2 protein-coding genes are annotated in these 19891 nt (G+C 73.6%); both read right to left on the bottom strand.

All coding sequences use genetic code 11. The annotated features are described in order from the left end of the window. Window positions 1–16: 16 nt before the first annotated feature. Window positions 17–15007, bottom strand: coding sequence for a type I polyketide synthase (locus tag WMF45_RS44730; RefSeq protein ID WP_437712864.1), 14991 nt, complete (start codon window positions 15005–15007; stop codon window positions 17–19). Then, a complete protein-coding gene (locus tag WMF45_RS44725) occupies window positions 14991–19880 on the bottom strand; it encodes a type I polyketide synthase (RefSeq protein ID WP_437719647.1) in 4890 nt (1629 codons plus the stop codon). The genes WMF45_RS44730 and WMF45_RS44725 overlap by 17 nt, the downstream gene beginning before the upstream one ends. Between the last annotated feature and the right edge of the window lie 11 nt (window positions 19881–19891).

The raw sequence follows: 19891 nt of genomic DNA, 5'->3' as shown, positions 1-19891 counted from the left end.
GACGTCGTCTTGCGAGCTACTCATAGAGTTCTCCATCGCTCCCCCCCGGCGCGCCGGCGTCCGCTGCTCCGTCGAGCGCGAGGCGTATGAGGTCGCCGACGCCCATCTCGGCGATCGCGTCGGCGTCGACCTCTTCGACGGCGGAGATCGCCTCGACCTCCGCGTCGGCGAGCCGCAAGAGCGCGTCGAGGAGGCCGGCGTCTCTCAGACGAGCGAGCGGGACCTTCGCGAGCGCGTCGCGGATCTCCCTGTCGCTCCGGGTCGGCGTCGAGGCGACGCCGTTCGTGTCTCCGAGCTGCCTGTGAAGATAGTCGCCGAGCGCGCTCACGGTCGGATGGTCGAACAGGAGGGTCGCGGGCAGGCGCACCCCCGCCGCGGCCGCGAGCCGGTTCCTGAGCTCGACGGCCATGAGCGAGTCGAGCCCGAGCTCCTGGATCGGCCGCTGGTTGTCGACGGAGCTCGGCGACGTGATGCCGAGCACGGTCGCGACCTCGCCGCGGACGAGGTCGAGCAACGCGCGATCGCGCGCTTCGGGCGAGAGGGAGAGCAGGTGCTGCTTCCGGCTGGACGCCGCCGAGGAGCTCGCCGCCGTGGGCTGCGCGGTCCGGCCTCGGACGAGCCCGTGCAGCATCGTGGGCAGCGCGTGGGCGCGGAGCGCGGTCACGTCGATCCGCGCGGCTGCGAGCGCGGGCTCCGGGCGGCGGAGCGCGGCGTCGAGGAGGGCGAGGCCCTCCTCCGACGAGAGCGTGAGCATGCCCACGCGCGCGATGCGGCGGCGATCCGCCTCCGTCATTTGCGAGGTCATCCCCGACCGCTCCGTCCACGGGCCCCAGTCGATCGACACCGCGGAGAGCCCTCGGCTCTTCCGGTGATGGGCGAGGGCGTCGAGGAAGGCGTTGGCCGCGGCGTAGTTGGCCTGTCCTGCGCCGCCGAGCACGCCAGAGAGAGAGGAGAAGAGCGCGAACGCCCGGACGCCGAGCGCCAGGGTGAGCTCGTGCAGGTGGAGCGCCCCGTCGATCTTGGAGCGCAGGACCGCGCGCAGTCGATCGGCGGTCAGCGCGCCGAGCACGCCGTCGTCGAGCGTGCCAGCCGCGTGAACGACCGCCGTCAGGCGGTGGCGCTCGGGGATCGAGGACAGGAGCGCCTCGAGCGCGCGCCGGTCGCTGACGTCGCACGCCGCGATCGTGACCGAGGCGCCCGCGCTCTCGAGCTCGCGCTGCAAGTCGCTCGCGCCGGCCGACGCGAGGCCCTTGCGCGAGGCGAGGAGGAGGTGCCTCGCTCCATGCTTCTTCACGAGGTGTCGCGCCACGAGGCCGCCCAGCGTGCCCGTTCCGCCGGTGACGAGGACGGTGCCCTCGGGATCGAGCACGCCGTCGTCGTTCGCCTCCGAGGCGGGCGGCAGCCGCGTGAGCCTCGGGGCGAGCGTCCGGCCGTCTCGCAGCGCGACCTGATGCTCGCCCGCGTGCAGCGCGGCCGAGAGGGCGCGCCGAGAGCCGTCGCGCGGATCGAGGTCGACGAGGACGATGGGCCGGTCGGGGTTCTCGGTCTGGGTCGCGCGGACCAGGCCCCAGATGGCCGCGTGGTCGAGGTTCGGGACGTCCTCGTCGGGGCGCGTCGCGATGGCTCGTTCGGTCGTCACGACGAGCCGAGAGGAGGCAAACCGCTCGTCGGAGAGCCAGGCTTGCAGGGCCGCGAGCGCGCGCACCGCGGCCTCGTGCGCGGCGCCGGCGCGCTCGACGGACGAAGCGGGAGGCGCGCTCGGGGCGTGCGCGAGGACGACGACCTCGGGGACCTTCACGCCGCGATCGAGGGCGCGCCGGAGCGACTCGATGTCCGCGTAGGCTTCGGGCCGCTGACCGCTCGAGCGGAGCGCTGGCTCGAGGCCGGCGGCCTCGGGGCCGAGCAGCGCCCACGTTTCGTTCGACGTGCGCGAGGGCGTCGTCTGCTCGATCCACTGGACGGCGTACAGGTCGCGCGCCGCGTGATCGGGGAGAAATCGCTCGGCCAATGCGCGGCGCGACGAGAGACCTTCGATCCGTGCGACGGGCGCGCCTGCCGGATCATAGAGCGTGATATCGCCGATGCTTCCGTCGGCCTCCGCCTGGATCTCGTCGCGCATGACGTATTCGGCCCACGAGGCCGTCGACGCGTTCCCGGGCCAGACGATGCGCTCGACCGCGAAGGGCAGGAGCGGCGAGACCTTGTCCTGCGGCGATTCGCGCGCGTCTCTCGTCGGAAGCTCCGCCGTCGCGATGCCGACCCCGAAGGCGTTGTCGAGCAACCCGCCGGGGATGGGCGCGTCGTCCAGCGGGACGCCCGCTGGAGCCTCCATGTAGCCGACGCCGGTCCGGCCGCCGACGTGCCGGATTTGCCGTAGCCAGCGCCATTGCGGGCCCCAGTCCACGTAAATCGCCTGGAGGTCATCGAGGAATCGAGCTTGTGCGTCGAGGCTATGCTCCGGCGCGCGAGGCTTCATGGCGGCGAGGGCGGGCAGCTCGCTCGGGCGAAGCGGTGCGATCGTGCCCGTTGCGTGCGTCACCCACGCGTCGTCGACCTGGGTCGCGATCGTGACGGCGAACGCCGGGCTCGCTCCTTCCAGCGGCGTGAGCTGGAGGTGTGCGGTGACGCGCGAGGAAGGCTCGTCGAAGGTCAGGGCTCGCGCGAACTGGACGTCGCGGAGCTCGAGCGGCTGGTCGGGCCAGTGTGAAGCGGCGACGGCGAGCAGAACGGCCACGTAGAAGGCCCCGGGGACGACGATGCGCCCGTAGACGGCGTGGTCCGCGAGGTAAGGCTGAACGCCGGGCCCGATTCCGAGCAGGTGAAGGACAGAGCCGTCCGGCAGATCCAGGCGCTGGCCGGCGAGCGGATAGCGGCCCGCGCGCGTTCCCGCCGACGTCGTGGAGCTCTTCGGGGCATCGAGCCAGAAGCGCTCGCGCTGGAAGGGGTAGGTGGGGAGGTCGACGTGGCGCGGGGCGAGGGGCTCGAAGAAGCGAGCCCAGTCGACGAGGTGACCGCGTGCGTGGAGGGAGCCGAGGGCGGTGAGGAGGGTGGGCACCTCGGGCCTGTCCTTGCGAAGGGCCGGGAGGAAGGCGGCGGAGGCGTCGTGGGCGCTGGAGAGGGCGCTCTGTCCGAGGGCGGAGAGGACGCCGTGGGGGCCGAGCTCGAGGAAGGTGGAGACGCCTTGGTCCTCGAGGGTTCGGATGCCGTCGAGGAAGCGGACGGCGTGTCGGACGTGTCGCACCCAGTAGTCGGGCGAGCAGAGCTGTTCGGCGGAGGCGAGCTTGCCGGTGAGGTTGGAGACGATGGGGATGCGCGGGGGATGGAAGGTGAGGCGCTCGGCGATGCGGCCGAAGGGCTCGAGCATCGCGTGCATGTGGGCGGAGTGAAAAGCGTGGCTGACGCGGAGCCGTGAGGTCTTGCGACCGAGCGACTGGAAGAGCGCGGCGGCGGAGAGGACGGCGTCGAGCTCGCCCGAGAGGACGGTGGAGGTGGGGCCGTTGAGGGCGGCGATCTCGACGCCGGCGGTACGGTGGAGTGCGGCGAGGACCTCGGGCTCCGCGGCCTCGACGGTGACCATGGCGCCGCCGAGGGGGAGGGCCTGCATGAGGCGAGAGCGGGCGGCGACGAGGGTGCAGGCGTCTTCGAGGGACAGGACGCCGGCGACGTGGGCGGCGACGAGCTCGCCGATGGAGTGGCCGAGCAGGAGGTCGGGCTTCACGCCCCAGGTCTCGACGAGGCGGAAGAGGGCGACCTCGAGGGCGAAGAGGGCGGGTTGGGTGAACGAGGTCTGGTCGAGGAGGGCGGCTTGCTCGGAGCCTTCGGCGGCGAAGAGCACGTGGGCGAGGGGGCGCTCCAGCTCGCGGTCGAGGAGGGCGCAGACGGCGTCGAGGGCGTCGCGGAAGGCGGGGTAGGCGTCGTAAAGGGAGCGCCCCATGGCGGGCCGCTGGCTGCCTTGTCCTGTGAAGAGCAGGGCGAGGCGTGGATTGCCCGAGCTGTGTGCGGTCACGGCATGGGCGGGAGAGCGGCCGTGCGCGAGGGCGTCGAGGGCGTCGAGGAGGCCGTGGGCGCCGTCGGCGACGACGGCGGCGCGGTGCTCGAAGTGGGAGCGCGCGGTGGCGAGGGAGGCGGCGACGTCGCCGAGGTGGAGGTCTGGATGAGCGAGGAGGTGAGAGCGGAGCCGGTCGGCTTGCGCGCGCAGGGCGGGCTCTGACCTGGCGGACAGCAGCACGGGGACAGGCAGGGACGGGTGCGGAGGTCGCTCAGCGGGCGCGTCGCTCGGGGCTTCTTCGACGATGACGTGGGCGTTGGTGCCGGAGAGGCCGAAGGCGGAGACGGCGGCGCGGCGCGGGCTGCCGTCGAGGCGGCGGGGCCATGGGCGGAGCGAGTCGACGACGTCGAGGGGCAGCTCTTGCCAGGCGATGTGAGGATTGCGCGGGTGGGTGTGCAGGGTTGCGGGCAGGGCCTCGTGCCGGAGCGAGGCGACGACCTTGGCGAGGCCGGCGAGCCCGGAGGCGGACTCGAGGTGGCCGATGTTGGTCTTGAGCGCGCCGACGAGGAGCGGCCGGTCGGCGGGGCGGCCTTCGCCGTAGACGGCGGCGAGCGCCTGGACCTCGATGGGGTCGCCGAGGACCGTGCCGGTGCCGTGGCATTCGGCGACGTCGATCGCGGCCGGGGCGAGCCGCGCGTTGTCGAGGGCGGCGCGGATGACCTTCTGCTGCGACGTGCCGTTGGGGGCGGTGATGCCGCTGGACGCGCCGTCGTGGTTGACGGCGGTGCCGCGGATGACCGCGAGGATCTTGCGCCCGCGCGCGCGCGCATCGCTCAGGCGCTCGAGGGCGAGGACGACCGCGCCCTCGCCGCGGCCGTAGCCGTCGGCGTTGGCCGAGAACGTCTTCGACCGGCCATCGGGCGCGACGGCGCGGGTGCGCGACAGGACGACCAAGATCTCCCCCGCGGCCATGACGTGGACACCCATCGCGAGGGCGAGGTTGCACTCGCGGCTGCGCAGCGATTGGCAAGCGAGGTGCAGCGCGACGAGGGACGAGGAGCAGGCCGTGTCGACCGCGAGCGCGGGGCCCTGCAGGCCGAGCGTGAAGGCGAGGCGGCCCGCGGCGAACGACGCGACGGCTCCCATCGAGGAGTACGCGTCTGCCTCTTCGATGCCCGGCTCGAGGAACCCGTACTCGCTCCCGCCGATGCCGACGAAGACCCCCGTGCTCGAGTCCTTGAGGGAAGCGGGGACGATGCGGGCATCCTCGAGGGCTTGCCAGGACGTCTCGAGGAGCAGCCGGTGCTGCGGGTCGAGGTGCTTCGCCTCCCGCGGGCTGATGCCGAAGAAGCTTGCGTCGAAGAGATCCACCCCCTCGGCGAGGGCGGCTTCGCGGACATAGCTCTTCCCCTTGGCGTCGGGGTCGGGGTCGTAGAGCGCGTCGGCGTCCCAGCGGCTCTTCGGGATGGGTCCGACGGCATCGACTTCGCTGCGGAGGAGCTCCCAGAGGGCGTCGCGATCCCCGACGTGGCCCGGGAGGCGCAAGGCCATCCCGACGATGGCGATCGGCTCGTCGGCCGCGGCGGCCGCGACGTGGGCGCCCCTCGCATCATCCGCCCCGCCGCCCGTCGCTTGACCGAGCGTACGGGTGAGGGCGTCGCACAAGAAGGCGGCGAGCTGCTGGGGCGACGGATGATCGAACGTGACGGTGGCCGGCAGCTTGAGCCCCGTCACGAGCTCCAGGTGCCGGCGGAGCTCGACCGCCACGAGCGAGTCGAGCCCGAGGTCGAAGAAGCCTCGCGCCGGTTCGATGCGGGACGCGTCCGGGTGTCCGAGCACGCTGGCCGTCTCGGTGAGCACCACCGAGACGACGTGGCGGAGGCGTTCGTCGGCCGAGAGCGGCCGGAGCCTCGCGAGGAGCGGCCTCTCCTGCGCTCCGGGCTCCGGAGCGACGGCGAGCGCCTCGAGGGCGCGCGTCGCATCGAGGAGATCGCGCAGGAGCGGCCGCCGCCGCGAGGCGGCGAAGGCGGGGGCGAAGGTCGCCCAGTCGATGTCCGCGACGACGAGCAGCGTCTCGTGATGGTCGAGCGCTTGCCCGAGCGCCACGATGGCGAGCGATGGGGCCATTGGCGAGAGCCCGCGGCGCCGGAGGTGCAGCTCGGCGTCCGCGTGCTCGGCGAGCATTCCAGCCCCGGCCCACGCACCCCACGCGATGGACGTCGCCGCCTGCCCCGCGTGCCGGCGCTGCTCGGCGATCGCGTCGAGGAACGCGTTGGCCGCGGCGTAGCCGCCTTGATGTCCGCTGCCCCAGGCGGCGGCGCCCGAGGAGAAGAGGATGAACGCATCGAGCGGGCGGTCGGCGAGGAGCTCGTGAAGGTGCTGCGCGCCGGAGACCTTGCCGGTGACGACCTCGGCGAGGTCGGCGAGCGTCGTCGCCTCGATGGGGGCCTGCCGCGCGACGCCGCTCGCATGAAAGACGGCCCGGACAGGCGTCCCCTGGACATCGAGCTCTCGGAGCAGCGCGGCGACGGCCTGCCGATCGGCCGCGTCGCAGGCGGCGAGGGTGACGCGCGCGCCGAGCGCCTCTAGCTCTGCGCGAAGCGCGTCGGCGCCGGGCGCGTCTCCGCCGCGTCGGCTCGTGAGCACGAGGCGCTCGGCCCCCCGCGCCGCGAGCCACCGCGCGACGTGCGCGCCGATCGCGCCCGTCCCGCCGGTCACGAGGATCGTACCGCGGGGCGCGAAGGGCTCTGTCGGCCGGGTCTCGCCGAGCGGCGCGCGCAAGAGGCGCCGCCCGTAGAGCCCGGTGGGCCGCAGCGCGATCTGATCTTCGTCGTCGGTCCCGCCGAGCGCGGCGGCGAGGCGCTCCAGGCTCCGCGCGTCGAGCGGCGTGTCTGCCAGGTCGACGAGGCCTCCCCAGCGCTGAGGGTGCTCGAGCCCGAGCACGCGGCCGAGGCCCCACGTCATCGCTTGAAGGGGGTGCGTGATGCGGTCGGAGCGGCCGATCGAGATCGCGCCTCGCGTGATCATCCAGAGCGGCGCGCCGATGCCCGCGTCGCCGAGCGCTTGCATGAGCGCGAGCGTGGCGGCGAGGCCCGCCGGCAACGCCGGGTGTTCACGCAGGGGCGCTTCGTCGAGGGCGAGCAGGGAGAGCACGCCGCGAAGCGGCGCGCCTTCGGGGAGCGACGCGGCGAGCTGCTCGGCGATGCGCGCTCGTCCGATCGCCTCGCGCGCGACGCGAACCTCGACCAGGTCCCCGCCGCGCTCGGTGAGCGCGCGGGCGATCGAGCGGGCGAGATCCCCTTCCTCGACGCCCGCTGGAACGACGAGGAGCCATGGGCCTGCCACCTCTCCGTGGGAGGCGCTCGCCAGCGGCTTCCAGGCGATGCGATACCGCCACGCATCGACGGTGGTGTGGTCTTTTCGGCTGCGACGCCAGGTGGACAGCGCGGGGAGGAGCTGCTCGAGCGCGGAGCGGTTCGCCTCGTCGTCGATGTGCAGCGCGCCGGAGAGCGAGTCGACGTCGCCGCTCTCAACGGCTCGCCAGAACTGGACGTCCTCGGACGCGCCCGTCGGTGCACCCGCGTCGCGCGCCTCGGAGGCTTTGACCCAGAAGCGCTCGCGCTGGAAGGGGTAGGTGGGGAGGTCGACGTGGCGCGGGGCGAGGGGCTCGAAGAAGCGAGCCCAGTCGACGAGGTGACCGCGTGCGTGGAGGGAGCCGAGGGCGGTGAGGAGGGTGGGCACCTCGGGCCTGTCCTTGCGAAGGGCCGGGAGGAAGGCGGCGGAGGCGTCGTGGGCGCTGGAGAGGGCGCTCTGTCCGAGGGCGGAGAGGACGCCGTGGGGGCCGAGCTCGAGGAAGGTGGAGACGCCTTGGTCCTCGAGGGTTCGGATGCCGTCGAGGAAGCGGACGGCGTGTCGGACGTGTCGCACCCAGTAGTCGGGCGAGCAGAGCTGTTCGGCGGAGGCGAGCTTGCCGGTGAGGTTGGAGACGATGGGGATGCGCGGGGGATGGAAGGTGAGGCGCTCGGCGATGCGGCCGAAGGGCTCGAGCATCGCGTGCATGTGGGCGGAGTGAAAAGCGTGGCTGACGCGGAGCCGTGAGGTCTTGCGACCGAGCGACTGGAAGAGCGCGGCGGCGGAGAGGACGGCGTCGAGCTCGCCCGAGAGGACGGTGGAGGTGGGGCCGTTGAGGGCGGCGATCTCGACGCCGGCGGTACGGTGGAGTGCGGCGAGGACCTCGGGCTCCGCGGCCTCGACGGTGACCATGGCGCCGCCGAGGGGGAGGGCCTGCATGAGGCGAGAGCGGGCGGCGACGAGGGTGCAGGCGTCTTCGAGGGACAGGACGCCGGCGACGTGGGCGGCGACGAGCTCGCCGATGGAGTGGCCGAGCAGGAGGTCGGGCTTCACGCCCCAGGTCTCGACGAGGCGGAAGAGGGCGACCTCGAGGGCGAAGAGGGCGGGTTGGGTGAACGAGGTCTGGTCGAGGAGGGCGGCTTGCTCGGAGCCTTCGGCGGCGAAGAGCACGTGGGCGAGGGGGCGCTCCAGCTCGCGGTCGAGGAGGGCGCAGACGGCGTCGAGGGCGTCGCGGAAGGCGGGGTAGGCGTCGTAAAGGGAGCGCCCCATGGCGGGCCGCTGGCTGCCTTGTCCTGTGAAGAGCAGGGCGAGGCGTGGATTGCCCGAGCTGTGTGCGGTCACGGCATGGGCGGGAGAGCGGCCGTGCGCGAGGGCGTCGAGGGCGTCGAGGAGGCCGTGGGCGCCGTCGGCGACGACGGCGGCGCGGTGCTCGAAGTGGGAGCGCGCGGTGGCGAGGGAGGCGGCGACGTCGCCGAGGTGGAGGTCTGGATGAGCGAGGAGGTGAGAGCGGAGCCGGTCGGCTTGCGCGCGCAGGGCGGGCTCTGACCTGGCGGACAGCAGCACGGGGACAGGGAGGGACGGGTGCGGAGGTCGCTCAGCGGGCGCGTCGCTCGTGGCTTCCTCGACGATGACGTGGGCGTTGGTGCCGGAGAGGCCGAAGGCGGAGACGGCGGCGCGGCGCGGGCTGCCGTCGAGGCGGCGGGGCCATGGGCGGAGCGAGTCGACGACGTCGAGGGGCAGCTCTTGCCAGGCGATGTGAGGATTGCGCGGGTGGGTGTGCAGGGTTGCGGGCAGGGCCTCGTGCCGGAGCGAGGCGACGACCTTGGCGAGGCCGGCGAGCCCGGAGGCGGACTCGAGGTGGCCGATGTTGGTCTTGAGCGCGCCGACGAGGAGCGGCCGGTCGGCGGGGCGGCCTTCGCCGTAGACGGCGGCGAGCGCCTGGACCTCGATGGGGTCGCCGAGGACCGTGCCGGTGCCGTGGCATTCGGCGACGTCGATCGCGGCCGGGGCGAGCCGCGCGTTGTCGAGGGCGGCGCGGATGACCTTCTGCTGCGACGTGCCGTTGGGGGCGGTGATGCCGCTGGACGCGCCGTCGTGGTTGACGGCGGTGCCGCGGATGACCGCGAGGATCTTGCGCCCGCGCGCGCGCGCATCGCTCAGGCGCTCGAGGGCGAGGACGACCGCGCCCTCGCCGCGGCCGAAGCCGTCGGCGTTGGCCGAGAAGGCCTTCGAGCGGCCGTCAGGCGCGAGCACGCGCGTGCGCGCGAGGAGCACGAAGACGTCGGGCGAGATGATCAGCGATGCGCCTGCGGCCAGCGCGACGTCGCATTCGCCGCTCCGGAGCGACTGGCACGCGAGGTGCAGCGCGACGAGGGACGAGGAGCAGGCCGTGTCGACCGAGAACGCAGGGCCCTGCAGCCCGAGCGTGAAGGCGAGCCTGCCGGACGCGAACGACGAGGCCCCCAGCGTCGAGTGCGCGTCGGCGTCGGCGGTCTTCGTCTGCATCAAAAAGTACTCGCTCGCCCCCGTGCCGACGAAGACGCCCGTACGCGAGTCCTTCAGCGAGGCCGGGACGATCCGCGCGTCCTCGAGCGCGTGCCAGGCCGTCTCGAGCAGGAGCCGGTGCGTCGGGTCCACGTGCACCGCTTCGCGAGGGCTGATCCCGAAGAAGGCGGCGTCGAAGAGATCGACGCGATCGAGCAAGGCGGCGTCGCGCACGTTGCACTTGCCCTTGGCGTCCGGATCCGGATCGAAGAGCGCGGCCGCGTCCCAACGGCTCTCCGGGATCGGGCCGACCGTGTCGACCCCCTTCTCCAGCAGGTGCCAGAGGCTCTCCGGATCGTCCGCGCCCCCCGGCAGACGGAGCGCCATCCCGACGATGGCGATCGGCTCGTCGCTCGGTGAGCTCGCGGCGTGCGAGGAGGGGCCCTCGGGCGTGACGAGCGGGCTCGCCTCGCCCATCGCCGGCGCGAGGGCGCCGCGCAAGTACGCGGCGACGTGCCGGGGCGATGGATGGTCGAACGTGATGGTGGCCGGCAGCTTGACGTGCGTCGCGTGCTGCAGCCTGCGGCGGAGCTCCACCGCCATGAGCGAGTCGAGGCCCAGGTCGAAAAAGCCCCGCTGCGGATCGATGCCGGCGGGATCCCCGTGGCCGAGCACGGCCGCCGTCTCGGCGAGCACGAGCGACGAGAGCAGACCGAGGCGCTCGCCCTCCGACAGCGGCCGGAGCCGGGCGAGGAGGTCCGTGTCCTGGACGCCCGATCCAGACGCCGCCGCGCGCTCGTCCAGCGCGCGCCGCACGTCGGGCAGCTCTCGCAGCAGCGGGCGCGAGCGGGCCGCCCCGAGCGTCGAGGCGATGCGCTTCCAGTCGATGTCGGCGATCGTGACCTGCGCGTCGTCGTGCTCGAGCGCCTGCTGGAGGGCCGCGCACGCGAGCGCGGGGGCCATCGGGGCGAGGCCTCGCCTGCGGAGCTCCGCGGCGACGTCGTCGGTGAGCAGGCCGCCGCTCGCCCACGCGCCCCACGCGACCGCCGTCGCGGGCAGGCCGAGCGCGCGCCGGTGCTCGGCCAGCGCGTCGAGGAACGCGTTGGCGGCCCCGTAGTTCGCCTGCCCGGCGTTGCCGAGCACGCCGGACGCCGACGAGAAGAGCACGAACGCATCGAGCGCGAGCCCTCGCGTGAGCTCGTCGAGGTGACGCGCGGCCTCGACCTTGGGACGGAGGACGGTGCCGAGCCGCTCGGGCGTGAGCGAGCCCAGCGCGCCGTCGTCGATCGCGCCCGCCGAATGGAAGACCGCCGTCAGCGGGCGCTCCGGGGGGATGGAGGCCAGGAGCGCTCCGAGCGCGCCCCGGTCGGCGACGTCGCACGCGGCGAGGGTGACCTCGGCGCCGAGCGCGGCGAGCTCGGCGCGGAGCTCGTCGGCCAGCGGCGCGCTCGGGCCCCGGCGGCTGGCGAGCAAGAGGTGCTTTGCGCCGATCCGCGCGAGCCAGCGCGCCGTCTGAGCGCCGACGCCGGTCGTCCCGCCGGTCACGAGGACCGTGCCGCGAGGCGCGAACGCGCGGCTCGGCGCGGCCCCGGCGAGGCGCGCCCGCACGAGCCGCCGCGCGAAGATCCCCGTCGCGCGGAGCGCGAGCTGATCCTCGTCACCGCCGCCCGCGATCGCGCCGACCAGCCGGTCGATCGCCTTGTCGTCGAGCGCGTCACCCACGTCGAGGAGGCCACCCCACGACTCGGGTCGCTCGAGGGCCACCGAGCGCCCGAGACCCCACGCCATCGCCTGGGCGGGGCGCGTGAGGCGATCCGATCGTCCGGTGGAGACCGCGCCGCGCGTGATCAACCAGAGGGGCGCTTCGACGTCGGCGTCCCCGAGCGCTTGCGCGAGCGCGAGCGCGCCGACGAGCCCGAACGGGATCGCCGGGTATTCCGCGGAGGGCGCCTCGTCGAGCGCGAGGAGCGAGATCACGCCGCGGAGCGGGCCGCGCGCCGCGGCTTCATCGCGCAGCCGCGCGGCGAGCAGCGCGCGCTCCGCGCCCTCCGGGGTGACGCGCAGCTCGACGACGGCGGCGCCCCGCGCGGTGAGGCCGCGGGTCAGGCGCGAGGCGAGCTCGTCCGCGCCAGCGCGCGCAGGGATCGCGAGGACCCACGTACCGGACGCGTCGCTCGCCGAGGGCGAGCTCGGGAGAGGCTTCCAGACGATCCGGTATCGCCAGGAGTCGATCGCGCTCTGCTCGTGCCTCTGCCGACGCCAGGTCGACAGCATCGGGAGCACCGAGGCGAGCGCCGAGCGCTGCGCCAGGTCGACCGCGCGGAGGGCCTCGGTGAGCGCGTCGACGTCGCCTCGCTCGACGGCTCCCCAGAACCGAGCCTCCTCCTCGTCGGAGGCCGGCGTCGCCCCCTCCGCGCGAGGCGTCGGCGCTTCCAGCCAGTACCGCTCGCGCTGGAAAGCGTACGTCGGCAGGGCGACGCGGCGCGGGAGCGAAGGGGCGAAGAACGCGCCCCAGTCGACGCGCCGCCCCTGGGTGTGGAGCTCGATCAACGACAGCAGGAAGCGCGCGAAATCGCCCTCGTCGCGCCGGAGGGAGCCGACAACGCCCACCTCCGTGGAGCGCGCCCCCTCGGTGGCCTCGTGGAGCGCCAGCGCGAGGACCGGGTGCGGGCTGACCTCGACGAAGAAGCCATGCCCGTCCGAGAGCAGGCACGCCGTCGCGTCGGCGAAGCGCACGGTCTGCCTCAGGTTTCGATACCAGTAGGCGGCGTCGAGGGCGGCGCCGTCGAGCTTCTCGCCGGTCACCGTCGAGTAGAGCGGAATGGCCGACGCTCGCGGGGCGATGCCGCGGAGCTCGTCGGCGAGCTCGTCGCGGATCGCCTCGATCTGCGCCGAGTGCGACGCGTAGTCCACGCGCACGCGCCTCGCGAAGATCTTCGCCGCGCCGAGCTCGGCGAGCAGCGCGTCGAGCGCCTCGGGCTCGCCCGCGACGAGCGTCGCGTGGTGGCTGTTGATGGCGGCGATCGAGAGCCGATCGCCGAAGCGCTCCAGCCGCAACTGCATGGCGCTCGCCCCGAGCTCCACGGCCGCCATCCCGCCGCGGCCGGCGATCTTGGTGATCGCGCGGCTCCGGAGGGCGACGACCCTGGCGGCGTCCTCCAGCGACAGCGCTCCGGCCACGCAGGCGGCCGCGATCTCTCCTTGGCTATGGCCGACGACCGCGTCCGGCTCGATCCCCGCCGAGCGCCACAGGCTCGCGAGCGAGACCATCACGGCGAACAGGAGCGGCTGGACCACGTCGACGCGGTCGAGCGAAGGCGCGCCCTCGCCTCCGCGGAGGGCCGCCGTCACGGACCAATCGATGTGCGGGGCGAGCGCCCGCTCGCACGCCTCGTAGCGCTCGCGGAACACGGAGGACGTCTCCAGGAGCGGGAGCGCCATCCCGACCCATTGAGAGCCTTGCCCCGGAAACACGAACGCGAGCTTCCCTTCGACGCCGCCGTGGCCGACGGCCACGTTCGGCGCCGTGCGCCCGTGGGAGAGCGCCTCCAGCGCGCCGAGCAGATCCTGCCGATCGCGCGCCGCGATCCCAGCCCGGTGGTCGAAATGGGAGCGCGTCGTGGCCAGCGAATACGCCACGTCGACGAGCCGGAGCTCCGGATGGGCGGCGAGGTGCGCGGCGAGGTGCGCGGCTTGTGCGCGGAGAGCGCCCTCGGTCTTCGCCGAGAGGAGGATCGGCAGCGCAGGCGGCGGAGGGAGGGGCGCGGCGGCGGGCGTCGCGTCCGGCTCGACCGACGGCGCCTCCTCGAGGATGACGTGCGCGTTGGTGCCGGAGAGGCCGATGGCCGAGACACCGGCGCGTCGAGGGCCGCCGTCGGAGCGCCGCGCCCAGGGTCGATTCGAATCGACGACGCGCACGGCGAGCCCGTCCCAGTCGATGTGCGGGTTCGGCGGGCTCGTGTGGAGCGTCGCGGGGATCGCCCCGTGCTGCAGCGAAGCGACCATCTTGGCGATGCCCGCGAGGCCGGAGGCGCACTCGAGGTGACCGATGTTGGTCTTGACCGCCCCGACGAGGACCGGATCGCTCGGGGCGCGTCCTTCTCCGTAGACGGCCGCCAGCGCGTGGACCTCGATGGGATCCCCCAGCGCCGTCCCGGTGCCGTGGCACTCGACGACGTCGACGTCCGTGGGACCGACGCCGGCGTCCTTCAGCGCGGCGCGGATGACCTTCTGCTGCGCGACGCCGTTGGGGACCGTGATCCCGCTCGACGCGCCGTCGTGGTTGATGGCGCTCCCACGAACGACGGCGAGGATCCTGCGCCCGCGCGCGCGGGCGTCGGCGAGGCGCTCCAGGGCGAGGACGACGACCCCTTCGCCTCGGCCGTAGCCGTCGGCGTTCGCCGAGAACGTCTTCGAGCGGCCGTCAGGCGCCAGGGCTCGCGTTCGCGAGAGGACGATGAACGTCTCCGGCACCGCCATGACGGAGCCGCCGCCGGCGAGGGCGAGGTCGCACTCGCCGTTGCGCAGGGCCTTGCAGGCCAGGTGGAGCGCGACGAGCGCCGACGAGCACGCCGTGTCGACGGCGATCGCCGGCCCCTGGAGGCCCAGGGAGAAGGCGAGGCGCCCCGCCGCGAACGAGGACAAGGTCCCCATGAAGTCGTACGCCTCGACCTCTTCGACCGAGCCGCGCAGGAACGCGTAGTCGCTCGGTCCGGCGCCGATGAACACCCCGGTCGTCGAGTCCTTGAGGGAGCCGGGGAGGATGCCCGCGTCCTCGAGCGCGCCCCACGCCGTCTCGAGCAAGAGGCGGTGCTGCGGGTCGACGCGCCTGGCTTCGCGCGGGCTGATCCCGAAGAAGGGCGCGTCGAAGAGATCCACCCCGTCGAGCAAGGCCGCGCTTCGGACGTAGCTCTTGCCCTTCGTGTCGGGGTCGGGGTCGTAGATCGCGTCGGCGTCCCAGCGGCTCGCTGGAATGGGCGCGACCGCGTCGCGGCCTTGCTCGAGGAAGCGCCAGAACCCGTCGAGGTCGACGACCTCGCAGGGCATCCGGAGCGCCATCCCGACGATCGCGATCGGCTCGTGGCTCTTCGCCTCGGCCTCGCGGAGGCGCGCCTCCGTCTTGTGGAGCTCGAGGGTGAGGCGCCGCAGGTAGTCGGTGAGCGTATCCTTAGAAACGTTGGACATCCGGGCGTCCTCCGAGCTTCCGGTCGAGCAATTGAATGAGTTCGTCGGCGTCCGCCGCCCCGAGCTGATCGGCGATCGACGCCAGATCGGAGCCCTTCTTCTCGGCCGTCCACCTCGAGAGCAACGCTTGGAGCCGCTGCTCCAGGCTGTCGCGCTGGGATCCTTCGGCGTACATCGCCGCAAGCGCGCGCTCGATCTGGTCGAGATCCATCGCGAGCGGGGCGCGCGGCTCCGCGCCGCGCGGGGCGATCTTCTCGAGGAGCACGTTCGCGAGCGCGGTCGCGTTCGGATGGTCGAACGCGACCGTCGCCGGCAGCTTGATGCCGGTCTTCTGCTGGAGCCCCCGGCGGAGCTCCACGGTCATGAGCGAGTCGAGGCCGAGATCGAAGAAGCCCCGGCGCGGATCGATCCGCGCGGCGTCGGCGTAGCCGAGCACGCGCGCCGTCTCGGCGAGCACCAGCGAGACCAGGTGGCGTAGCCGCTCGCCCTCCGGGAGCGCGCGGAGCTTCGCGAGGAGATCGCTCTCGCGCGCCCCGGCGGGCTGCGCGTCGATGGTCGCCTCGAGGGCGGCCCGCGCCTCGCGCACGCCATGGAGCAGCGGGCGCGAGCGGGCGGCCGCGAACGAGGGCGCGAACCGATCCCAGTCGATGTCGGCGACGACCAGGTGGGTCTCGTCGTGGTCGATCGCCTGCGCGAGCACGCCGATCGCGAGCGCCGGGGCCATCGCCGTGACGCCGCGGCGCCGGAGCCGGAGCTCGGAGGCCTCGTCGTTCGTGACCATGCCCCCCCCGCCCCAGGCTCCCCACGCGATCGAGGTGCCGGTCAGGCCGAGGCCCCGGCGATGCTCGGCGAGGGCGTCCAGGAACGCGTTCGCCGCCGCGTAGGCGCCCTGCTGGCTGCCGCCCCAGGCGCTCGCGCCCGACGAGAACAGCACGAACGCGTCGAGGGGCCGGTCCGCGAGCAGCTCGTGGAGGTTCTGGGCGCCGCGAGCCTTGCCGGACACGGATTCGGCGAGCTCGTCCAGCGTCGTCGCGGTCACCGGCGACTGAGGCGCGACGCCGCCCGCGTGCACGACCGCGCGGACGGGAGACCCGGCGGAGTCCAGCGCTCGGAGGAGCGACTCGACCGCGCCTCGATCCGCGGCGTCGCACGCGGCGAACGTGGCGCGAGCCCCGAGCGACGCGAGCTCTGCGCGGAGCGCGTCGGCGCCGGGCGCGCCTCCGCCTCGCCGGCTCATCAGCACCACATGCTCGGCGCCTCGTCCCGCGAGCCAGCGCGCCGCGCGGGCGCCGAGCGCGCCGGTGCCGCCCGTGACGAGGACCGTGCCGCGCGGCGTCCAGCTGCCGCTCCTCTCTTCCTCGCCGAGCGGCGCTCGGACGAGCCGGCGGACGGACACACCCGACGCGCGGAGCGCGAGCTGATCCTCGTCGTCGCGGCCGTCGAGCGCGTCGACGAGCCGCTCCACGCCCTCGCTGCCGAGCCCTTCACCCACGTCGACGAGGCCTCCCCAGCGCTCGGGCTGCTCGAGCCCGACGGTGCGACCGAGGCCCCACACCATCGCTTGCAGCGGGCGGGTCACGCGATCGGTGTCTCCGGCCGCGACGGCGCCGCGCGTGACGAGCCACACGCGGCCGAGGACCCCGGCGTCGCCGAGCGCCTGAACGAGCGCGAGCGTCAGCGCGAGGCCCGCGGGCACCTCGGGGGAAGCGGGGAGCGGCGCCTCCTCGAGCGCGAGCAGGGAGAGAACGCCGCGGAGGGGGGCCTTGCCGGCGAGCGTACGGCGCACGCGCTCGGCGAGCCGGGAGCGGAGCGCGTCCTCGTGGGTGAGCCCAAGAACGACGACCTCGGCGCCTCGTCGCTCGAGCGCGGCGGGCAGGTGCTTCGCGAGCTCGTCCTCGGAGAGGCCCTCCGGGACGACGAGCAGCCACGTCCCCGTCACGTCCGCGGGCGACGCGCTCTCGCGAGGTCTCCACACGATCCGGTAACGCCATGCGTCCATCGCGCGCTGCGCCTGTCGGCTCGTCTGCCAGTCGCTCAGCGCGGGGAGCAGCGTCGCGAGGGCGGCGAGCGACGGCTCGCCCTCGATCTTCAGCGCCCTTCGGAGCGAGTCGACGTCACCGGCCTCGACGGCCCGCCAGAACGCGCTCTCTTCCTGCGTGAGCGGCGCCGCGGCTTCGCTCGGGGCCTCGGGGACCTCGAGCCAGAATCGCTCGCGCTGAAAGGCATACGTCGGCAGATCCACGCGACGCGGCGAGAAAGGCGCCAGGATCTCCTTCCAGCGGACGCGCAGGCCGCGGGTGTGGAGCTCGCCGAGGGACAGGAGCAAGCGCGCGAGGTCGCCTTCGTCCCGGCGGATCGAGCCGACGAAGGCGGCGGGGACACCGCCGCGCTCGAGGTTCTCGGCGAGGGCCATCGCGAGGACGGGGTGCGGGCTGACCTCGACGAAGAAGCGATGCCCGTCGGAGAGCAGGCTCGCCGTCGCGTCGGCGAAGCGCACGGTCTGCCGCAGGTTCCGATACCAGTAGGCGGCGCCCAGGGCGGCGCCATCGAGCCGCTGGCCGATCACCGTCGAATAGAGCGGAATGGCCGACGCCCGTGGGGTGATGCCGCGCAGCTGGTCCGCGAGCTCGTCGCGGATCGCCTCGATCTGCGCGGAATGCGACGCGTAGTCGACGCGCACGCGCTTCGCGAAGATCTGCGCCGCGCCGAGCTCGACGAGGAGCGCGTCGAGCGCCTCGGGCTCGCCCGCGACGAGCGTCGCGTGGTGGCTGTTGACGGCGGCGATCGAGAGCCGATCGCCGAAGCGCTCGAGCCGCGATCGGATCGCGGTCTCCCCGAGCTCCACCGCGGCCATCCCGCCGCGTCCGGCGATCTTCGTCAGCGCGCGGCTCCGGAGCGCGGCGACCCTGGCGGCGTCCTCCAGCGACAGCGCTCCCGCCACGCATGCCGCCGCGATCTCTCCCTGGCTGTGACCGACGACGGCGTCCGGCTCGACGCCCATCGCGCGCCAGAGCGCCGCCAGAGACACCATGACCGCGAAGAGCAAGGGTTGAACGACGTCGACGCGATCGAGCGGCGGAGCGCCGTCCTCGCGGCGGAGGACGGCGATGGGCGACCACGCGATGTGCGGGGCGAGCGCCCGGGCGCACGCCTCGAAGCGCTCGCGGAACGCCTCGGAGCTCTCGAGGAGCGAGAGCGCCATCCCGGGCCATTGCGAGCCCTGCCCAGGGAACGCGAAGACGATCTTGCCGGCGACGTCGGCCTTCCCGAGCACGGCGTTCGGCGCGGGCCGATCTCGAGAGAGCGCCTCGAGCGCGTCGAGGATCGCTCGCCGATCCGGCCCGACGACGGCGGCGCGATGCTCGAACTGGGCGCGCGTCGTCGCGAGCGAATTGGCGACGTCGACGAGATCGAGCTCCGGGTGCGCGGCGAGGTGATCGCGCAGCCGCTCCGCCTGCGCGCGGAGCGCGGGCTCGCTCTTCGCGGCGAGGAGGAGCGGGAGCGCCTGCGGCCTCGCCCGCGGAGCGCTCGCTCGACCCCCGGCGCAGGGCGCCTCCTCCACGATGACGTGCGCGTTCGTGCCCGAGAGGCCGAACGAGGAGACGCCCGCGCGCCGAGGGCGCTCGCCGCGCTTCCAGGCGACGGGCTCGTTCAACAGGCGAACGGCGCCGTCGGACCAATCGACGTGGGGCGACGGATCCTGGGCGTGAAGGGTCCTCGGCAGCGTCTCGTGCTGGAGGGCGAGCACCATCTTCAAGAGGCCGCCGACGCCCGCGGCGGCCTGCGTGTGCCCGAGGTTCGACTTCAGGCTGCCGAGCCAGAGAGGCCGCTCCTTCGAGCGCGCCTCGCCGTACGCGGAGATGAGCGCCTGCGCCTCGATCGGATCGCCCAGCGTGGTCCCGGTTCCGTGCGCCTCGACCGCGTCGATGTCGTGCGGCGACAGGCCCGCGCTGGCGAGCGCCTGACCAATGGCGCGCTCCTGCGCCGGCCCGCTGGGAGCGGTGAGCCCCTGGCTCCTCCCGTCCTGGTTGATCGCCGAGCCCCGGATGACGGCGAGGATCGGGTGGCCGTTTCGCTCCGCGTCGGAGAGCCGCTCGAGCAGGAGCATGCCCGCGCCTTCGGCCCACCCCGCGCCGTTGGCGTCGGCCGAGAAGGATTTGCATCGACCATCCGGGGCCCCCGCGTGCTGTGAACCGAACTCGACGAAGATCTCCGGGCTCGAGATGACGGTCACCCCGCCGGCGAGCGCGAGGGTGCACTCGCCTTGCCGCAGCGACTGGCAGGCGAGGTGAATCGCGACGAGCGAGGAGCTGCACGCGGTGTCGACGCTGATCGCGGGCCCCTCGAGCCCGAGCGTGTAAGCGACGCGGCCCGAGGACACGCTCGCCGCGTGGCCGGTGGCGACGTAGCCCTTCATGTCCTCGAGGCCGGGCGGAGAATGCCGGAGCGGCGAGCAGTATTCGCTGACGAAGATCCCGACGAATACGCCCGTCGGCGATCCCTGGAGGGAGCTCGGGTCGATACCCGCCCGCTCGATCGCCTCCCATCCGGTCTCGAGCAAGAGGCGCTGCTGCGGATCGAGCGCGAGCGTCTCGCGGGGGCTGATGCCGAAGAAGTCGGCGTCGAACTGGTCGACGTCGTGGACGAAGCCCCCCTCGCGCACGGAGCAGTCCTCGAGCTCGTCCAGCTTCCACCCGCGATTGCGAGGGAACGGCGAGATCGCGTCCTTTCCGCTGCGCAACGCGGCCCAGAGATCCTCGGGCGTGGCGATCCCCCCCGGGAAGCGGCAGCTCGCCGCGACGATGGCGATGGGCTCGCGCGTCGCCTGGGCGAGCTCCCGGTTCTCTTCGCGGAGCCGCTCGACATCCATCAGCGCTGCGCGGA

It is taken from the genome of Sorangium sp. So ce448, assembly GCF_051520915.1.
Classification (GTDB): domain Bacteria; phylum Myxococcota_A; class Polyangia; order Polyangiales; family Polyangiaceae; genus Sorangium; species Sorangium cellulosum_B.
This window is presented reverse-complemented; position numbering and strand designations above follow the sequence as displayed.